At 63.3% G+C, this 17,884-nt stretch carries 19 protein-coding genes and 1 tRNA gene; 11 read left to right on the forward strand and 9 right to left on the reverse strand.

Going from position 1 to position 17,884, the window contains the following annotated elements; translation table 11 throughout:
- Window positions 1-76 precede the first annotated feature (76 nt).
- Window positions 77-2,749 (forward strand): pyruvate, phosphate dikinase, encoded by a 2,673-nt coding sequence (ppdK, locus tag ACSQ8R_RS02720; protein ID WP_436251972.1) that lies wholly within the window; start codon window positions 77-79, stop codon window positions 2,747-2,749.
- A 16-nt stretch (window positions 2,750-2,765) separates the two neighbouring features.
- On the opposite strand, the gene ACSQ8R_RS02725 is transcribed toward ppdK, so the two are convergent.
- Together ACSQ8R_RS02725 and ACSQ8R_RS02730 are read right to left on the reverse strand one after the other, a co-directional pair.
- A complete protein-coding gene (locus tag ACSQ8R_RS02725; RefSeq protein WP_436251973.1) occupies window positions 2,766-3,053 on the reverse strand; it encodes a type II toxin-antitoxin system RelE/ParE family toxin in 288 nt (95 codons plus the stop codon).
- Window positions 3,046-3,234 carry a hypothetical protein gene (locus ACSQ8R_RS02730; RefSeq protein WP_436251974.1) on the reverse strand — a complete coding sequence of 63 codons (189 nt, stop codon included), beginning with the start codon at window positions 3,232-3,234 and terminating at the stop codon, window positions 3,046-3,048. The genes ACSQ8R_RS02725 and ACSQ8R_RS02730 overlap by 8 nt, the downstream gene beginning before the upstream one ends.
- A gap of 113 nt (window positions 3,235-3,347) precedes the next feature.
- On the opposite strand from ACSQ8R_RS02730, the gene ACSQ8R_RS02735 reads away from it, so the two are divergent.
- Entirely contained in the window at window positions 3,348-3,779 is a 432-nt protein-coding gene (locus tag ACSQ8R_RS02735; protein ID WP_436251975.1) for a GNAT family N-acetyltransferase, read from the forward strand.
- A 75-nt stretch (window positions 3,780-3,854) separates the two neighbouring features.
- Complete coding sequence (locus ACSQ8R_RS02740; protein ID WP_436251976.1) at window positions 3,855-4,214, forward strand: VOC family protein; 360 nt, start codon at window positions 3,855-3,857, stop codon at window positions 4,212-4,214.
- Between the two features lie 118 nt (window positions 4,215-4,332).
- On the opposite strand, the gene ACSQ8R_RS02745 is transcribed toward ACSQ8R_RS02740, so the two are convergent.
- The gene (locus tag ACSQ8R_RS02745) at window positions 4,333-4,599 is read right to left on the reverse strand and encodes a hypothetical protein (RefSeq protein WP_436251977.1); all 267 of its coding nucleotides are present in this window, start codon (window positions 4,597-4,599) and stop codon (window positions 4,333-4,335) included.
- Window positions 4,600-4,709: 110 nt separating this feature from the next.
- Here ACSQ8R_RS02745 and ACSQ8R_RS02750 point away from each other — a divergent pair, with 110 nt between their 5' ends.
- Window positions 4,710-5,603: a DUF1499 domain-containing protein gene (locus ACSQ8R_RS02750; RefSeq protein ID WP_436251978.1), complete on the forward strand. Its 894-nt coding sequence runs from the start codon at window positions 4,710-4,712 to the stop codon at window positions 5,601-5,603.
- Here the strand turns inward: ACSQ8R_RS02750 and ACSQ8R_RS02755 are convergent.
- Window positions 5,600-6,511, reverse strand: a complete 912-nt coding sequence (locus ACSQ8R_RS02755; RefSeq protein ID WP_436251979.1) for an MBL fold metallo-hydrolase — start codon at window positions 6,509-6,511, stop codon at window positions 5,600-5,602. The genes ACSQ8R_RS02750 and ACSQ8R_RS02755 overlap by 4 nt on opposite strands.
- 220 nt (window positions 6,512-6,731) lie before the next feature.
- Window positions 6,732-7,091, reverse strand: coding sequence for a hypothetical protein (locus ACSQ8R_RS02760; protein ID WP_436251980.1), 360 nt, complete (start codon window positions 7,089-7,091; stop codon window positions 6,732-6,734).
- Between the two features lie 259 nt (window positions 7,092-7,350).
- Here ACSQ8R_RS02760 and ACSQ8R_RS02765 point away from each other — a divergent pair.
- Both ACSQ8R_RS02765 and ACSQ8R_RS02770 read left to right on the forward strand, forming a co-directional pair.
- Window positions 7,351-7,427 (forward strand) — tRNA-Pro (locus tag ACSQ8R_RS02765).
- Between the two features lie 280 nt (window positions 7,428-7,707).
- The gene (locus ACSQ8R_RS02770; RefSeq protein WP_436251981.1) at window positions 7,708-8,733 is read left to right on the forward strand and encodes a LacI family DNA-binding transcriptional regulator; all 1,026 of its coding nucleotides are present in this window, start codon (window positions 7,708-7,710) and stop codon (window positions 8,731-8,733) included.
- Between the two features lie 64 nt (window positions 8,734-8,797).
- On the opposite strand, the gene cysN is transcribed toward ACSQ8R_RS02770, so the two are convergent.
- From cysN to ACSQ8R_RS02785, 3 genes are read right to left on the reverse strand one after another with little or no spacing between them, the layout of a single operon-like run.
- Window positions 8,798-10,285 carry a sulfate adenylyltransferase subunit CysN gene (gene cysN, locus ACSQ8R_RS02775; protein WP_436251982.1) on the reverse strand — a complete coding sequence of 496 codons (1,488 nt, stop codon included), beginning with the start codon at window positions 10,283-10,285 and terminating at the stop codon, window positions 8,798-8,800.
- Between the two features lies 1 nt (window position 10,286).
- Complete coding sequence (cysD, locus tag ACSQ8R_RS02780; protein ID WP_436251983.1) at window positions 10,287-11,240, reverse strand: sulfate adenylyltransferase subunit CysD; 954 nt, start codon at window positions 11,238-11,240, stop codon at window positions 10,287-10,289.
- Window positions 11,241-11,281: 41 nt separating this feature from the next.
- A complete protein-coding gene (locus ACSQ8R_RS02785) occupies window positions 11,282-12,052 on the reverse strand; it encodes a phosphoadenylyl-sulfate reductase (RefSeq protein WP_436251984.1) in 771 nt (256 codons plus the stop codon).
- 361 nt (window positions 12,053-12,413) lie between these two features.
- Between ACSQ8R_RS02785 and ACSQ8R_RS02790 the strand changes: the two genes are divergently transcribed.
- Window positions 12,414-12,869, forward strand: a complete 456-nt coding sequence (locus ACSQ8R_RS02790; RefSeq protein WP_436251985.1) for an RrF2 family transcriptional regulator — start codon at window positions 12,414-12,416, stop codon at window positions 12,867-12,869.
- Between the two features lie 25 nt (window positions 12,870-12,894).
- On the opposite strand, the gene ACSQ8R_RS02795 is transcribed toward ACSQ8R_RS02790, so the two are convergent.
- On the reverse strand, window positions 12,895-13,650 hold the full coding sequence (locus ACSQ8R_RS02795; protein WP_436251986.1) for a carbon-nitrogen hydrolase family protein: 756 nt from the start codon (window positions 13,648-13,650) through the stop codon (window positions 12,895-12,897).
- Window positions 13,651-13,962: 312 nt separating this feature from the next.
- On the opposite strand from ACSQ8R_RS02795, the gene ACSQ8R_RS02800 reads away from it, so the two are divergent.
- The 4 genes from ACSQ8R_RS02800 to ACSQ8R_RS02815 are packed head-to-tail and all read left to right on the forward strand — an operon-like array spanning window position 13,963 to window position 17,805.
- Window positions 13,963-15,009, forward strand: a complete 1,047-nt coding sequence (locus ACSQ8R_RS02800; protein WP_436251987.1) for a sulfate ABC transporter substrate-binding protein — start codon at window positions 13,963-13,965, stop codon at window positions 15,007-15,009.
- A 14-nt stretch (window positions 15,010-15,023) separates the two neighbouring features.
- Window positions 15,024-15,881 (forward strand): sulfate ABC transporter permease subunit CysT, encoded by an 858-nt coding sequence (gene cysT, locus ACSQ8R_RS02805; protein WP_436251988.1) that lies wholly within the window; start codon window positions 15,024-15,026, stop codon window positions 15,879-15,881.
- The gene (cysW, locus tag ACSQ8R_RS02810) at window positions 15,874-16,752 is read left to right on the forward strand and encodes a sulfate ABC transporter permease subunit CysW (protein ID WP_436251989.1); all 879 of its coding nucleotides are present in this window, start codon (window positions 15,874-15,876) and stop codon (window positions 16,750-16,752) included. Before cysT ends, cysW begins: the two co-directional genes overlap by 8 nt.
- 15 nt (window positions 16,753-16,767) lie before the next feature.
- Window positions 16,768-17,805 (forward strand): sulfate/molybdate ABC transporter ATP-binding protein, encoded by a 1,038-nt coding sequence (locus ACSQ8R_RS02815; RefSeq protein ID WP_436251990.1) that lies wholly within the window; start codon window positions 16,768-16,770, stop codon window positions 17,803-17,805.
- Window positions 17,806-17,884: the final 79 nt, after the last annotated feature.

A 17,884-nucleotide genomic window follows, 5' to 3' on the forward strand; every position in this document is an offset into this window, starting at 1 on the left:
CTGCCGAGATCCGTTTCCAAACCGTCATAAAACTTGTAGTTATTGCGCAAAAGACTGCGACGGGTGGAGAGCAGCAATGTCGAAATGGGTCTATCGCTTCGGCGGTGGCGAGGCGGAGGGCCGCGCCACGGATGTCGAGCGGCTGGGTGGCAAGGGTGCCAATCTCGCGGAGATGGCAAGCCTCGGCCTGCCTGTTCCTCCGGGACTGACCATCGTCGCCGATGCCTGTGTTTTCTATTTCGAGAATGGCAGGACGCTTCCGGATGACCTGAAGGCACAGGTCCTCGAAGGCATAACCGCGATCGAAGAGCAGACCGGCCGCGTATTCGGCGGCAAGACGAAGCCGCTGCTGCTGTCCGTACGTTCCGGCGCCCGCGCCTCGATGCCGGGCATGATGGACACCGTGCTGAACCTCGGCCTCAACGACGAGACCGTGCAGGCGCTTGGCCACGACGCCGGCGACGCGCGTTTTGCCTGGGACAGCTATCGCCGCTTTATCCAGATGTATGCCGATGTGGTCATGGGCCTCGACCACGAGGTCTTCGAGGAAATCCTGGAGGACGAGAAGGCGAGGCTCGGCCATGACTACGATACCGACCTCTCCGCCGTCGAATGGCAGCATGTCGTCGGTCTCTACAAGAGGATGATCGAGGAGGAGCTCGGCACCAGCTTTCCGCAGGATCCGCATGTGCAGCTTTGGGGCGCCGTCCGCGCCGTCTTTTCGAGCTGGATGAACCCGCGCGCCATGACCTATCGTTTGCTCCACCGCATTCCGGAGGAATGGGGCACGGCCGTCAACGTCCAGACCATGGTGTTCGGCAACCTCGGTTCGTCATCTGCGACCGGTGTCGCCTTCACCCGCAATCCATCGACCGGCGAAAAGGCGCTTTACGGCGAGTTCCTGGTCAATGCGCAAGGCGAGGATGTCGTCGCCGGCATCCGTACGCCGCAATCGATCACCGAGGAAGGGCGTCTCGCCTCCGGCTCCGAAAAGCCGTCGATGGAAAAGCTGATGCCGGAAACATTCGCCGAGTTCAAGGCGATCTGTGACCGGCTGGAGGCCCATTACCGCGAAATGCAGGACCTCGAATTCACCGTCGAGCGCGGCAAGCTGTGGATGCTGCAGACCCGATCCGGCAAGCGTACCACTCGCGCGGCGATGAAGATCGCCGTCGATATGGTGGAGGAGGGCGTCATCACCGAGGAGGCGGCGGTCTGCCGAATCGAGCCGCCGTCGCTCGACCAGCTCCTGCACCCGACCATCGATCCGCGTGTCGAGCGCCACGTGGTCGGCTCCGGCCTGCCGGCGTCACCGGGGGCCGCGACCGGCGAGATCGTCTTCACCGCCGAGGAGGCGGTCGAGGCGGAGCACGAGGGCCGCAAGGTCATCCTGGTGCGCATCGAGACCAGCCCCGAGGACATCCATGGCATGCACGCCGCCGAAGGCATCCTCACCACCCGCGGCGGCATGACCAGCCATGCGGCGGTCGTCGCCCGCGGCATGGGCATCCCCTGCGTCGTCGGCGCCGGCTCGATGCGCGTCGACATGCGCAACGAACTCCTGATCGGAAGCGGCGGCGTGACGCTGAAGCGCGGCGACACGGTCACCATCGACGGCTCGTCCGGCCAGGTGCTGAAGGGCGCCGTCCCGATGATCCAGCCCGCGCTGTCGGGCGATTTCGGCAAGCTGATGGCCTGGGCCGACAAGACCCGCCGCATGACGGTGCGCACCAATGCCGACACCCCGCAGGATGCCCGTGCCGCCCGCTCCTTCGGGGCCGAAGGCATCGGGCTTTGCCGCACCGAGCACATGTTCTTCGAAGGCGACCGCATCCACGTGATGCGCGAGATGATCCTCGCCGAGGACGAGAAGGGCCGCCGCGAGGCGCTCGGAAAGCTCCTGCCGATGCAGCGTTCGGATTTCATCGAGCTGTTTTCGATCATGCACGGCCTGCCGGTGACCATCCGCCTGCTCGACCCGCCGCTGCACGAATTCCTGCCGAAGACGGAAGGCGAGATCGCCGAGGTCGCCAAGGCGATGGCGATGCCGCCGGCCTTCCTCGCCCGCCGCATCGACGCTATCCACGAGTTCAACCCGATGCTCGGCCATCGCGGCTGCCGGCTGGCGATCTCCTATCCGGAGATTGCCGAAATGCAGGCGCGCGCCATCTTCGAGGCGGCGGTGGAGGCCGGAAAGCTCACCGGCGAGCCGGTCGAGCTGGAAATCATGGTTCCGCTCGTCAGCCTGCGCAAGGAACTCGACTATGTGAAGGGCGTCATCGACCGCGTCGCCGAGGATGTCGCCAAGGAAACCGGCGTCCCGATCGCCTATCTCGCCGGCACGATGATCGAGCTGCCGCGGGCCGCGATCCGCGCCCATGTGATCGCCGAGACGGCCGAGTTCTTCTCCTTCGGCACCAACGACCTGACCCAGACGACCTTCGGCATGTCGCGCGACGATGCGGCGGCCTTCATCCCGACCTACCAGAAGAAGGGCATCATCGAGCACGACCCGTTCATTTCGCTCGATTTCGACGGTGTCGGCGAACTGATCCAGATGGCGGCGGAACGCGGCCGCCGCACCCGCAATGACCTGAAGCTCGGCATCTGCGGCGAACACGGCGGCGACCCGACCTCGATCCGCTTCTGCGAACACGCCGATCTCGACTACGTCTCCTGCTCGCCCTTCCGCGTGCCGATCGCCCGCCTTGCGGCGGCGCAGGCGGCGATCGAGAGGAGGAAGGGATGAGCGCCGGAGCTGTTGCCTATTTCAAATGGTCGGGCCATTTTCGGGATGTATGAAAAATTGCCAATATCTCGGCCCGTTCGCGCAGACGATAAAAGGCGATATAGGGAGTGCCGGCAATGGTGAGACGCCGGGTATCCCCATCCGATGTCAGCCGCCCGACTTTCGGATGCCATGCCAGCATGGAAACAGCTTCCACGATGCGACGAACCACGTTTTCAGCAGCCTTTGGGTTGTCGAGTGCGATATAGGAGCCAATCTCATCGAGATCTTGCAGTGCCTCGTCCAGCCAGACGAGTTCATCCATTGGGGACGAATTTGCGGATCACCGCCTTCACGGTCTCCGCGGAAGCAAATCGTCCTTCATCAGCCGACTTCTTTCGCTCGGCCAGTTTTCTGACCTGCCACGCGTGCAGGTCGTCGGCTGCCTCCGTCGGCGCCGGCGAAATAGCATCTTCAATCGAGATTGGCTTTTGCGTTTCGCTCATGGAAAGATCATGGCAGATCGAACCCGCTTTTGAAAGCTGATTGGCAGTCTATGTGATGCCGGCCGTCAGGAGCAAACGAATTCGCCGTTCGGAAATGCCAACCGGAGACCGTCATGAGCCAAGTTACAGTCCTCGCCGTCCCCGTCTTCAGCACGCTCTGCAACGAAGGTTTCCGCCTTCGCCGGGAGGTCTTCATCGTCGAGCAGAACGTCCCGGCCGACATGGAGTTCGATGCCGACGACCTGACCGCCTTCCACTTCGTCGCCGTCGTCTCCGGCGAGGTCTGCGGCACGCTGCGGGTTATCTATGCTGAGGACTGCGTCAAGATCGGCCGGGTCGCGGTCACCAGGCCCTGGCGCGGCAAGGGTGTGGCCAGCGCCATGATCCGCGCCGCCATGGAGGCGCACAAGGACGCGAGGGAGAACCGCTTCCATCTGGCCGCCCAGAGCGACAAGATCTCCATGTATGAACGCTTCGGCTTCAAGGCCTATGGCGAGGAGTATTTCGACGTCGGTATTCCCCACTACGACATGAAGAATTTTTAGCTCCCGATCTTTCCCCCATGCCTCCCAGATGCTGTGTTATGCTCGGTATAGAGGTGCGACAAAGGGGAGGGGCATATGCCGCGTTTGGATCACGTGACGATCCGTACCCGCGATGCGGGGCCGATGATGGCATTTCTCGAAAAGGTGCTGGGGGCAAAGGAAGGGTTTCGGCCGCCATTCCCTTTCCCGGGCCACTGGCTCTATATCGATGGCCATTCCTGCATTCACCTGCTGATCACCGAGCGGAAAGACGATCCTCCGGTCGGCATCTACGACCACGCGGCGTTCTCGTTTTACGATCGCGATATCGCCGTCAGGAACATCGAAGCGACCGGTTACCGCTTCGAACACGACGCCATTCCCGGTACCGACATCGGCCAGATTTTCGTCTACGGCCCGGAAGGCGTGAAGATCGAGCTGCAATACCGCCGGTGATAGAACAGGCATTCGCTTTCGAAGCCGGATATCGCTGGGGCTGATCGAGGAGCCCCGGCCGGTGGTATGCGGGTTTTGATGGAGTACGCCGTTATGGCGCCGCTCTTGTGCCGGCGGCTCAGCGCCGCTCGACGATCACCCGGCGCTCCACCACCATCGGCCGCCACATCATCGCGTCGGCACGGGATTGCATCGAGCGGCCTTCGGCCCGGCGGTCGAGTTCGATGTCGAGCATGCAGCGCGCCATGGCATCCGTACCCCGCTTGAAGCCGTAGCTGGCGCAGGTAGTTTCGTCCGCCGCACGGCGTTCCTCCGGCGTCATGGTCTGGCAGCCGGCCAGCAGGGCGCAAAGCGGGACGATGAGGAGAAGGCTGTGAGGGCGCATGGGCATGAACTCCTTTTCATTCAGCCGGGCTGCAACCATGGGATTCCATTCCGGGCGAAGCTGTTTTACACAGGAGCAAGCGCTGTTGCCATGGAGCCTTTGCCGATCCGATGCCCGTCCGTTTTGTCCGGCCCGTTTCCCACTCGGCCTATACGGCCCGCAGGCTGGCCTTGTCGGCCCTGGCGCTGTTCGTCATCGCCACGCTGGCGCATCGTTTCGGTCCCCTGGCGACGCCGGATTTCCTCGCCCTGCTGTTTCTCTCGGCGGCGATTGCCGCCGTTTCCGTGCCCCTGTCGCTGATCGGCCTGATGCGGCTCTGGCAGGTCGGCGCAAGCGGCGGCGTCGCGGCGACGAAAGGGCTGATCTATGCCGCTGTCCCGCTTGCGGTGATGGCGACCGGCGCCTTCTATTATTACACCCTGCCGCCGCTACACGACATTTCCACCGATATTGCCGACCCCCCGCCCTGGGTTGTCGAGCCGAAGGCCAACCAGAAATGGCTGCCGCGCTCGACGGTGATCACCCCTGCCGATCGTCGGGTGCAGTTCGCCGCCTATCCCGGCCTCACCGGCAGGCGTTACGAAGGCGCCCTCGACCGCGTCTATCAGGGTGTGCAGAAGGCGGTGCTCTCAGCCCGGATCGCAATCACGAAAAAGGAAGGCGTCGAGCTGATCGCGCCGGATATCTCGCAGCGGCCCGCGCCGCAGGACGAACAGGCGCCGGTGCCGGACGTGGCGCCGATCCCGCTGCCGCGCCCGGAACCCTCCCTCGCGCCGGTTTTCGTCAATGCCGGCGATGTCCTGCTGCAGGGGGAGGCCCGCACCCTGGTTCTCGGCCTGCGTTTCGACCTGGTGATCCGGCTGCGCGAAGATGCCGAGACGACCTCCGTCGATATCCGCGTCGCCTCGCGTTACGGGCCGCATGACCTTGGGATGAGCGAAGCCATCGCCGAGGATTTCCTCGACCGGCTCGATATCGAACTTCTCGGGATCGCCGGGAACTAGGCCGCCCAGTACACGCCCGCAAGCGATGGCGGGCCTTCGGTCAGCACGCGGCCTTTTTCGACCAGGTCTTCGAGATGCGCGAGCACGGAAAGGGCCGCCGCCCCATGCAGGCGCGGATCGGTGCTGGCATAGATCACCTTGACCATGTCTGGGATCAGCCGGTCGCCGGCCTTGATGCGCTCCAGCACGGCGCGTTCGCGCATCCGCCGATGGGTGCGAAGCCCCCGCAGGAACGAACCCGGCTCCCTCACCGGGCCGCCATGACCGGGCAGGAAGATCCGGTCCTCGCGCGGCAGCAGTTTTTCGATCGAAGCCATGAAGTCGGCCATTGAACCATCCGGCGGCGCCACGATCGTGGTTGCCCAGGCCATCACGTGATCGGCGGAAAAAAGGACGCCGGTTCCTTCCAGCCCGAAGGCGGAATGGTTGGCGGTATGGCCGGGTGTGTGCACGGCCGCCAGCGCCCATCCGTCCCCCTCGATCACCTGGCCGTCGGCAACCGCGATGTCGGGTACGAAACCGGTGTCGGCGCTTTCGGCGAACGGGTTGACCTCGCCCGCATGCAGCGGTCGCGAGGCCCGGTGCGGTCCTTCGGCGACGGTGAGCGCCCCGGTTTCTTCGCTCAGCCGCCGGGCGAGCGGGGAATGGTCGCGATGCGTGTGGCTGACGAAGATATGGGTGACCTCGCGTCCCTTCAGCGCCGCCATCAGCGCCTCGAAATGCACCTCGTCCTCCGGGCCGGGGTCGATCACCGCGACCGACGACCCGCCGACGATATAGCTATTGGTGCCGTGAAAGGTGAAGGGCGAGGGGTTGTTGACGGTCAGCCGCTGCACGCCTTCGGCCACGCTGACCGGCACGCCATAGGAAGGGGAAAATTCCATGTCGAAGGTAATGTCTTCTGCCATGCCGGCTCTCCGCGCCTGATGCGATCCCGATGACGGCCACCGCGGCATCGCCGGTTCTACGCCGGACGGTCCATCGCATCGATACGCTATACAAAGCGCCCGTGAGATCTAGCATCGCTTTCGCTGCGGTGCATTCAAAAATTGCCGCCGGCTGTCACCCTTTCGGGCGGCGGCCGGCGGCTTCCATGATGTGGAGCCCGCCCGTGGGGGCTTGCCCGGCTCAGCTGGCGGTCAGCAGTTCCGTGCAGTAGCTCGGGCCGTTGGCGCCCGGGCGATCGGAGACGATGGTGATATCGCGGATCACGTAGCTCGAGGAGACGGTGATCTTGGCCGTGCAGCTGACGCTCACGGAGCGGTTGCTGCCCTGCTGCTTGATCCGGTTGTAGCCGCCGCGCCAGTTATAGATGGTCGTCGAGCCGTCGTCGGTGTCGCTGATCGGCGGGCTGAATTTCGCGAAGAACTCGCCGGCCGAGCGACCCACCCAGCGGCTCTCGATCGGATTGCTGGCAACGCTGACGGTGGTGCAGGCCGAAAGGGCGAGCGCGAAAAGGGCGGTCGATGCGATGACGCGGCGGCTCATGATCCTGAAAAATCCTTCATGTCTTCTGTTGTGCCTGGGAGGCAAGGTTTTCAAGACTGCACGTAACAGATTTCTGTCAGGCTTCGCGAGACGATGAGAGGCCATCGACATCAAATTTCTCCTGCGCCGCTTTTTTGCAACGCCCTGATTTTCCGGCTTTCCGCAACGGGGCCATCGGCGATCACGCCGCTGTCGCATATTTTTCATGAGCGGCGCTTGTGCAATGAAAAATGCTGGTCTATAGAGGCGCCGCTGGTCACGGAGTGTAGCGCAGTCTGGTAGCGCACCACGTTCGGGACGTGGGGGTCGAGTGTTCGAATCACTCCACTCCGACCAGCTGATCTCTCTGGTTTCCCAAGAGATTTCGCTCTCCCGAAAGCTTTCCCCGCAAAACTGTAGTTCCATCAGGCCCACTGCGCGGCCGAATAGATCGAAGCCGCCGTTCCGGGCCGCCTTATCCACAACCCTCACTTCGGCGGGGTGAGATTGTATTAGGTCCCGACATGCCGTTGCGGCATCATCACAGCGGGAACGTGTAACTTGTCGAAAACCTCCCGGATTGGGAGCCGCTTCGGGCGGCGGCCTCCGTCCGGCAGGAGAGAGGGCCGCAGAACGCATGCCGCCTAGACGTGCCAGATCGGAACGGGTGACCCTGCTTGATGTCGCCAACATTCTCGGGATCAGTTCGATCACCGTTTCCCGAGCCCTGCGAGAACCGGAAAAGGTATCCGAGCCACTTCGGCAGAGGATACTCTGCCAGGTGGAGCAGATGGGATATGTGCCCGATCTCGCCGCCCGGGCGCTTGCAAGCCGACACAACGGCATGATCGGGGTTCTGGCGCCGGCGTTGACCAATCATGCCTATCTCGGCATCATGAGCGGCATCGAGGAACGGGTGCGCGATACGGATTTTCGCATCCAGTATGCCAATACCAACCACGATCCCGATGAGGAATACCGACGGGTCAAGCTTTTCCTGTCGCAGCATCCGGCCGGCATCCTGTTGACCGGATTGCAGGACCAGCGGGTCAGCGATCTGCTTGCGCTTGCGCCGTGCCCGGTGGTTCAGATCGTCGATCTCAACCTGCTGCCCTCGGGTTTCGCGGTCGGCATCAATCATCGCGAGGCGGCGGAGACTGCGACGCGCCATCTGCTCGCCTGCGGATATAGCCGCATCGGCCTGATCGGCGGCAGCCGCGATCTCCGCGCGCAGAGACGGCATGATGGCTATGCGCTGGCGATGCAGGAGGCGGGGCTCTACGATCCGGGCCTCGTCATGACCGAGCACAGGCAAACGAGCATGCAGCTTGGCTGCGACCTCTTCAAGCGGCTGCTGGCAACGGCTCCCGATGTCGATGCGGTATTCTGCCAGAACGACGATCTTGCGCTCGGCGCGCTGTTCGAGGCCCACAGGGCCGGCCTGCGGGTGCCCGATGATTTCGGGATCTGCGGCTATAACGACCTGGAGTTCGCGCTCTGCGCCGAACCGGGGTTGACGACGATCCGAGTGCCGCGGTTCGACATGGGTTATCGCGCCGCCGATCTCATAATCCGGGCCGTCAACGGCCAATGCCTGCCCAGCCGCGTCATCCAGCTGCCGTTCAACCTCATCCAGCGCGGTTCGACGCGGGCGCTTGCCTGACCGCGGACCTGGCAACAAAAAAGGGGCCTTTCGACCCCTTTCCATTTCCCGCCGATCGCAAAGATCAGATGTCGCCGCCGGCGTTGGAGAACAGCTCCGCCGCCTGCTTGGCGGTCATCCGCTTGACCTCGGTCTCGTCGCGGCGGTTGGCGAAGAGTTCGCTTGCCATCAGCTGCTCGGCGAGATCGGCCGGCAGCGACAGCACGACGCGCTGGTCTTCACGGTGAATGCCGCCGACTTCGCCGCGCTTGGCGGTGATCATGCCGCCGGCAACCGTGTTCAGCGTATCCGGATCGATCAGGATGAAGGCGCCGGTCGAGCGGTTCTGGTCGTAGGCGTCGAAGACCGCCAGTTCCTCGAAGGAGAGGCGCACCTTGCCGATCGCGTTCATCGCCAGCGTCGAGGCATGCGGCTGCCATTTGCCGGTCGCAAGCTCGAGCTGGCTGATCGGTTCGACCGCGACGCGCTGGCGGCGCGAACCGCTCTTCAGCCAGTAGCGTTTGCCGGGTTCGATGCCGCCCGGCTGCAGCGAGACGAGCTGGGCGTCGAAATGGTGGCCGGTCATCGGCTGGCCGTCGAGCGAGACGATCACGTCGCCGCGCGCGATATCCACCTGCCGGTCGAGGACCAGCGTGATGGCATCGCCGGCGACAGCCGCGTTGCGCACCAGGTCGAAGGTGACGATCTGCTTGACGTTGGCGACGGTGCCGGAGGGCAGGACGACCACCGAGTCACCCGGCTTCACCGAGCCGCCGGCAACAGTTCCCTGGTAGCCGCGAAAACTCTCGCCCGGACGGACGACGCGCTGCACCGGCAGACGGAAGCCGCCGGCCTGGGTGGAGCGCACGGTCGCCAGCTCCAGCGCTTCGACCAGCGTCGGGCCGTCATACCAGGGCATCGAGGTGTCGGCCGGATAAACGACGTTTTCACCCTTCAGCGCCGACATCGGGATGGCGGTGATCTGGCGCACGCCGAGCGACAGGGCGAATTCGCGGAAATCGTGGGAGATCCGGTCGAAGACAGCCTTGTCGTAGTGGACGAGGTCGATCTTGTTGACCGCGAGCACGAACTGCCGGATGCCCATAAGGGCGGCGATCGTCGCATGCCGGCGGGTCTGCTCCAGAAGGCCGGCGCGGGCGTCGGCCAGCAGGATGGCGAGATCGGCGGTCGAGGCACCGGTCGCCATGTTGCGGGTATACTGTTCATGGCCGGGCGTATCGGCGACGATGAACGAACGCCGGTCGGTCGAGAAATAGCGATAGGCGACGTCGATCGTGATGCCCTGTTCTCGCTCGGCCTGCAGGCCGTCGAGCAGCAGGGCGAAGTCCGGCAGGCCGAGGTCGTTCTGGCTGCCAGAGTCACGGGCGAGCGTCGCGGCCTGATCTTCCTTGACCGCCTTGGTGTCCCAGAGCAGGCGGCCGATCAGCGTCGACTTGCCGTCGTCGACCGAACCGCAGGTGATGAGGCGCAGCGGGCGGGTGTCGCGCACGGCCTTCAGGGGCTCTGCGAAGGGGAGGATGGTCGCGGAGGGCGAGGTTGCTGTTGCGGTCATCTCAGAAATATCCTTCGCGCTTCTTCTTTTCCATCGAGCCGGACTGGTCGCGGTCGATGGCGCGGCCCTGGCGTTCGGAAACCGTGGCGATTTCAAGCTCGGCGATCACTTCTTCGAGGTTGGATGCCGTCGAGTGGAGGGCGCCGGTCAGCGGGAAGCAGCCGAGCGTGCGGAACCGGATCATGCCCCGCTTTACGGTTTCGCCCGGCAGCAGCTCGAGCCGCGGATCCTCGGCGAGGATCATCATTCCGTCGCGCTCCACATAGGGGCGTTCGGCGGCGTAATACAGCGGCACGAGCGGGATGTCCTCCGCCTGGATATAGCGCCAGATATCGACCTCGGTCCAGTTGGAGAGCGGGAAGGCGCGCACGCTTTCGCCCTTGCGGATCATGCCGTTATAGACGTTCCAGAGTTCCGGGCGCTGGTTGCGCGGGTCCCATTTGTGGTCCGGGGTGCGGAACGAATAGATGCGTTCCTTGGCACGCGAGGCCTCCTCGTCACGCCGAGCGCCGCCGAAGGCCGCATCGTAGCCGCCGGCGTCGAGTGCCTGGCGCAACGCCTCGGTCTTCATGATGTCGGTGTAGAGCGCCGAGCCATGGCTGAACGGGGTGATCCCTTCCTCGGCGCCGCGCGGATTGGTGTGGACCACGAGGTCGAGATCGTATTTCTCGGCGATCTCGTCGCGGAACGCGATCATCTCCTTGAACTTCCACGTCGTGTCCACGTGCAGGAGCGGGAAGGGGACGCGGCCGGGATAAAAGGCCTTGCGGGCGAGATGCAGCAGGACGGAGGAGTCCTTGCCGATCGAATAGAGCATCACCGGATTTTCGAATTCCGCCGCCACTTCGCGAAAGATATGGATCGCTTCGTTTTCGAGGGCCTTCAAATGCGGATCGAGCGGCGGTCTGGAAACGGGCGGGTTCTTCACTTCCGTTTCCTGTACTGACAAGGGCATTTCGGTCTCCGGGTAGTCTTAAGAAACAAACACAAAAGGCTTCAATTCGCGTGGGGCGTGAGCTCCGCGACGGGCTGAGCGACGTTTTCCGGCACATGCAGGCCGCATTCACGCTTCTCGTCGTTTTCCCACCACCAGCGGCCGGCGCGCTCGGGCTCGCCGGGCTTGATGGCGCGGGTACAGGGCTCGCAGCCGATCGACGGGTAGCCGCGCTTGTGCAGCGGGTTGACCGGGATCGCTTCCGACGCCACATGGGCGTTGATCGTCTCGATGTCCCAGTCGGCGAGCGGGTTGATCTTTAGGAGGTTGCGCTCGGCATCGTATTCGGCAAACGGCGTCGTGGCACGATTGCCCGACTGGCCGCGGCGAAGGCCGGTGACCCATACGTCGGCGCCAGCCAGCGCCTTGGCGAGGGGCTTCAGCTTGCGCACATGACAGCAGGCGTGACGGGCCTCGACGCTGTCGTAGAAGCCGTTCAGTCCGTATTTCGCCGTGTATTCGTCCACGTCACCCTGCTCCGGGCGGAAGCGCCGGATCTCGATGCCGTAGCGTTCCTCGGTCTCGCCGATCAGGTCGACGGTTTCCTGGAAAAGCCGCCCGGTTTCGAGCGTCGAGACTTCGACCGGCAGGCGGTGCGTGCCGATCGCCGCCGTGATCACCTGGTCCTCGATACCGAGCGAGGTGGTGAACACGGCGTGGCCGAGTTCGGCGGCAAGCGCCAGACGGCCGGCAAGATCGAGGCTTTCGAGCTTTGCGTCGAGGGAGGCGGCCAGTTCCAAGCGGTCCCGGCCGGCGGCATCGTGCAGTGTCATGGGTCTTCTTCCGTGAGCGATTGCTTGATTATTCCGATTTCCCGCGCGCAAGGACAGGAAAACCCGTTTCTTCCCATGGTGATGCGGAGCAAATATCTCTCCAAAGCGGTGCTCACACAGAAAACCTGCCGCCTTAACCAAAAGTGACCGGTTTAATCCCCGGAAACCCCTGCATTGGTTTGTATTTTCTCATGATTTGAGATATTGCGGGAGCATGTCTCCGGGGCGCTGTTTCCCCTGGCGGACATGCAGCCCCTGAGCGCCCTTCCGGCGACCCCGTGGATGCCCCGAACGAAGCTGAAGTGAGCGGCGCCGTGAGGACGATTTGCCTTGCGGCGGCGCTATTGTCGATGGTTGCGTGATGATATCCCAGAAAGCGAAATACGCCCTTCGGGCCCTGGCCGCCCTGGCACAGGCCGATCCCGAGGCGCCCATGCTGATTTCCGAGATTGCCCTCCAGCAGAGCATTCCGAAGAAATTCCTGGAACAGATCCTGCTCGACCTGAAACGCTCCGGCATCGTCGTTTCCCGACGCGGCAAGCAGGGTGGCTATCTTCTCCTCAAGCCCGCCGATGCGATCACCTTCGGAGAGGTCCTGCGCCTCGTCGATGGCCCCATCGCGCCGCTGCCGTGCCTGTCGCAGACCGCCTACCGCAAATGCGAGGATTGCGACGGCGAGCACCAGTGCGAAATCCGCCACGTCTTCGCCCGCGTCGCCGACGCGACCCGCGACGTGCTGTTCAACACCACGATCGCCGATGCCGTCGAAGGCGCCGGGGATACCAAGGCTCCCGTTCGCGAGTTGCTGACGGCCTGAGGGCTGCTTCCGGCTTGGCGAACGCTTAATGTCCCGCGTCCGGGACGGAGAGCGAAATGTCGAAGATCAGCAATCCGGGCTGGTCCAGCGGGAGTTGCGCCACAACGTCCCCTTCCGGATTGAGAACAGCTGTCGGTCCCCACGCGATGCGCCCGTCGCGCTCGCCGGTAATATCCGACGACACCAGCCACAGGCCGGTTTCGCGGCAGCGATCGCCCCGCACGGCATTGTGCAGCTCCTTGAAAATCTCGGCTTTGTCCCGCGGCATCATGTTGTTTGCAGCACAGACGAGGAGCGAAGCTCCAAGCTCGGATACGCGTCGCGCTGCCTCGGGAAAGTTCGTGTCGTAGCAAATGTTGATCCCGAACCGCAGGCCGTCGATCTCAAAAATCGGCGTATCGGTTCCCGGGTCGAAGGCCTTTTCCCCGTCGAGCAGATGGATCTTGCGATAGCGCCCAATAACGGCGCCACGATCGATTACAAGGGCCGTATTGAACAACCGCCCGCCTTCGGTCTCGATCATGCCGATGACGATTGTCATCTCCGTTTTCGGAATCCGGCGCAGGACGGCGTCGAATTCGGGCGACGAAAGGTCGAGCGCAACCCGGCGCGCGGATATCTCGTCAGTCAGATATCCCTGCAGGAAGCCTTCCGGGAAGCACAGCAGGCGAGCGCCTTCGTACTCTGCCTGTGCGGCGACCTCGGCGATACAGGCCAAAGCCGCATCGGCATCCTCCCGATATTCGTTTGGTTGGGCTGCGGCGATCCGAATGGTCTTCATCGGCGATCTCTGAGTTCTGGATATTGCGGGGAACTGATCCGGATTCGCGCTGGATGTCAGGCGATATCTTCGAAGCCGCGTCCGGCTCTTCAAAAAATCCATAAAGGTCGCCAAAAATCCCGAATGCGGCCGGATTGTGATTTTGCGAACCGGCGGTTTGCCGACGCGGCCATTCTGCCCATCCGGCGAGGGTTAATGCTTTCTTTGTCGCCTCGACCGGTCAAAGGGAAACAGTTTTGCCTTCTGATCCGCCTCGGTTGACTAAGACGACTCAACCGATAGAGTTTCGGCAGAACCACAGGAGGGAACCTTATGTTCAATTTTGCCCCGGGATTGGGCCGGCGACTGGGCACGCATTTGGGCGCCGTCGCACTTGGTCTGTCCCTGACGGTCGGGATCGTCGCGCCGGCTTTTGCCGATACCCAGTTGCTCAACGTCTCCTACGATCCGACCCGCGAGCTCTACAAGGATTTCAACGCCGCCTTCGCGAAATACTGGAAGGCCCAGGGTGGCGAGGATGTGACGGTCCGCCAGTCGCATGGCGGCTCAGGTGCGCAGGCCCGTTCCGTGATCGACGGACTGGAGGCCGATGTGGTGACGCTGGCGCTCGAAAGCGACATCAACGCGATCGAGAAGTCCGGCAAGATCAAGCCCGGCTGGCGCGACCGCCTGCCAAACCATGCATCTCCCTATACATCGACGATCGTCTTCCTCGTCCGCAAGGGCAATCCGAAGGGGATCAAGAACTGGGGCGACCTGGTCAAGGGCGACGTGTCGATCGTCACGCCGAACCCGAAGACCTCGGGCGGCGCCCGCTGGAACTACCTTGCCGCCTGGGCCTGGGCGAACGAGGAATACAAGGGCGATCAGGCCAAGATCAAGGCTTATGTCGGCGAGCTCTACAAGCGCGCTCCGGTCCTCGACACCGGCGCCCGCGGCTCGACCGTCACCTTTGCGCAGCGCCAGATCGGCGACGTGCTGCTCGCCTGGGAAAACGAGGCTTATCTCGCCGGCGCGGAATTTGGCAAGGACGCTTTCGAAATCGTCGTTCCGCCGATTTCCATCCTCGCCGAGCCGCCGGTCGCGGTGGTCGATGCGACAGTCGATGCCAAGGGGACCCGCAAGCAGGCTGAGGCCTACCTGCAATATCTCTATTCCGATGAAGGCCAGAACATTGCGGCGAAGCACTTCTATCGTCCTTCGAAGCCGGATGTGGTAAAGCCGGAACTCTTGAAGGCGCTGCCGAATATCAAGCTCGTCACCATCGACGATCCCATCTTCGGCGGCTGGAAGAAGGCGCAGCCCGAACATTTCGGTGACGGCGGCATTTTCGACCAGATCTACAAGCCCGGTAAGTAAGGTCGGAATATTCGATGATCCATAACGCCACTGTCTCACCGGCAAAGTGGCGACTGAAGCAGCCGAGCATCATCCCGGGTTTCGGGTTGACGCTCGGCTTTTCGCTCGCCTACCTGTCGCTGATTATCCTGATCCCCGTTGCCGGCCTGCTCTGGCGTACCGCCGGGCTTGGCTGGAGCGGTTTTTTCGCTGTTCTGACCGACCGGCGCACGCTGGACGCACTTTATATATCCTTCGGCACGGCCTTCCTGGCCGCGCTGGTCAATGTCGTCTTTGGCACCGTCGTCGCCTGGGTGCTGACCCGCTACAATTTTCCCGGCCGCCGGCTGATCGATGCGATCGTCGATCTGCCCTTCGCCCTGCCGACGGCGGTCGCCGGCATCGCGCTCGCAGCGCTTTATGCCCCGAACGGCTGGGTCGGTTCGCTGTTCATGCCGTTCCGCATCGCGTTCACCCCGCTCGGCATCGTCGTCGCGCTGGTCTTCATCGGCCTTCCCTTCGTGGTGCGCACCGTGCAGCCGGTCATGGAGGAGCTGGACCGCGAGGTGGAGGAAGCCGCAGCCACCCTCGGCGCCAACCGTTTCCAGACGATCTCGAAGGTGATCTTGCCTGGGCTGACACCGGCGATCCTCACCGGTTTTGCGCTCGCCTTTGCCAGAGGCGTCGGTGAATACGGCTCCGTCATCTTCATTGCCGGCAACATCCCTTACGTCTCGGAGATCGCGCCGCTCTTGATCGTCATCCGGCTGGAAGAGTTCAACTATGCGGGCGCGACGGCTATCGCCACCATCATGCTGCTCATCTCCTTCGTGATGCTTTTCGTCATCAACCTCATCCAGGCCTGGAACCGAAGGAGATACGGCAATGTCTGAAGTCTCCCGCTCCGCGCCCGGCAAACCGCCGTCATTCCGCAACCCTGCCGATGAGCGGCCGCTCGCAAAGATCCTGCTGATCGGGCTGGCGCTGGTTTTCCTCGCCTTCTTCCTGCTGCTTCCGCTGGTTTCCGTCTTCGTCGAGGCCTTCCGCAAGGGCGGCCAGGCATATTACGAGGCGCTGATCGAGCCCGACGCGGCGGCGGCGATCCGCCTGACGCTTCTGGTGGCAGCGATCTCCGTGCCGCTCAACCTCGTCTTCGGGCTCTGCGCCGCCTGGGCGATCGCCAAGTTCGAGTTCAAGGGCAAGTCCTTCCTGATCACCCTGATCGACCTGCCGTTCTCGATCTCGCCGGTCATTTCCGGCCTGGTCTACGTGCTCCTGTTCGGCTCAAGCAGCCTGCTCGGTCCCTTGCTGAAAAGCCAGGGGATCACCATCCTGTTTGCCGTGCCGGGCATCGTGCTCGCCACCGTCTTCGTCACCTTTCCCTTCGTCGCGCGCGAGCTGATCCCGCTGATGGAGGACCAGGGCACCGGCGACGAGGAGGCGGCCCTGTCGCTCGGCGCATCCGGCTGGCAGACCTTCTGGTACGTGACGCTGCCGAACATCAAATGGGGGCTGCTTTACGGCGTGCTCCTCTGCAACGCCCGCGCCATGGGCGAGTTCGGCGCCGTTTCGGTGGTTTCCGGCCATATCCGCGGGCTCACCAACACCATGCCGCTGCATGTGGAGATACTCTATAATGAGTATAACTTCGTCGCGGCCTTCGCGGTGGCCTCGCTGCTGGCCTTGCTGGCGCTTGTCACACTTGCATTGAAAACCCTTCTCGAACTTCGGTTCGGAGCCGGCGCCGCCGGCGGCAGGCATTGAAAGGTCTGAGGCTAGATGGAAGTCACCATCAACAATATCCGCAAGGAATTCGAACGTTTCCCGGCGCTGAACGACGTGTCGCTGAAGATCGCCTCCGGCGAACTGATCGCGCTGCTCGGTCCGTCGGGCTCCGGCAAGACGACGCTGCTGCGCCTGATCGCCGGCCTCGATTTCCCGACCTCGGGCAAGATCTTCTTCGGCGATCAGGATGCCTCGCACCATTCGGTGCAGGAGCGCAATGTCGGTTTCGTCTTCCAGCATTATGCGTTGTTCCGGCATATGACGGTCGCCGAGAATATCGGCTTCGGCCTCAAGGTCCGGCCGGCCGGCAGCCGCCCGCCCAAGGCGGAAATCCGCCGCCGTGTCTCCGAGCTCCTGGAGATGGTCCAGCTTGGCGGCCTTGAGAAACGGTATCCGAACCAGCTTTCCGGCGGCCAGCGCCAGCGCGTCGCACTTGCGCGCGCCATGGCGATCGAGCCGCGCATCCTTTTGCTCGACGAACCGTTCGGCGCTCTGGATGCCAAAGTCCGAAAGGAACTGCGACGCTGGCTGCGGGAATTCCACGACCGCACCGGCCACACCACCGTTTTCGTCACCCATGACCAGGAAGAGGCGCTGGAGCTTGCCGACCGCGTCGTGGTCATGAGCCAGGGCAAGATCGAGCAGGTCGGATCGGCCGACGACGTCTATGACCGGCCGGGCTCCCCCTTCGTCTTCTCCTTCATCGGCGAGTCCTCTCAGCTCCCGGTCGAGGTGAAAGACGGCACCATGCTTTTCCAGGGCAAGCCGATCGGCATTGCGGAGGCGGGCGACGGGGCAGGCGAACTGTTCTTCCGGCCGGAGGACGTGACATTGATCGACGCGCCGGATGCGCTGTTCGGCAAGGTCACCGCCTGCCGCCGCCTCGCCGGCACCCGCATCGCCGAGATCGACATCGCCAATGACGGCCACGCGCCTTATCACGTCGAGGTCGAGGTGCCTTTGTATGCCCCGATCGAGCTCGGCAGCGAGGCTCGTTTTCGGCCGACACGCTGGAAGGTTTTCCGCAAATAGGCGTTTGTGCAGCCTGAAGTTGACGCAGGCCGGGGGCATATGCAGCCGGCTGCGTCAAAACCGCGAAATCGCTGTGAAC

The sequence above is a fragment of the Neorhizobium sp. LjRoot104 genome (assembly GCF_964253725.1).
Taxonomy (GTDB): Bacteria; Pseudomonadota; Alphaproteobacteria; order Rhizobiales; family Rhizobiaceae; genus Neorhizobium.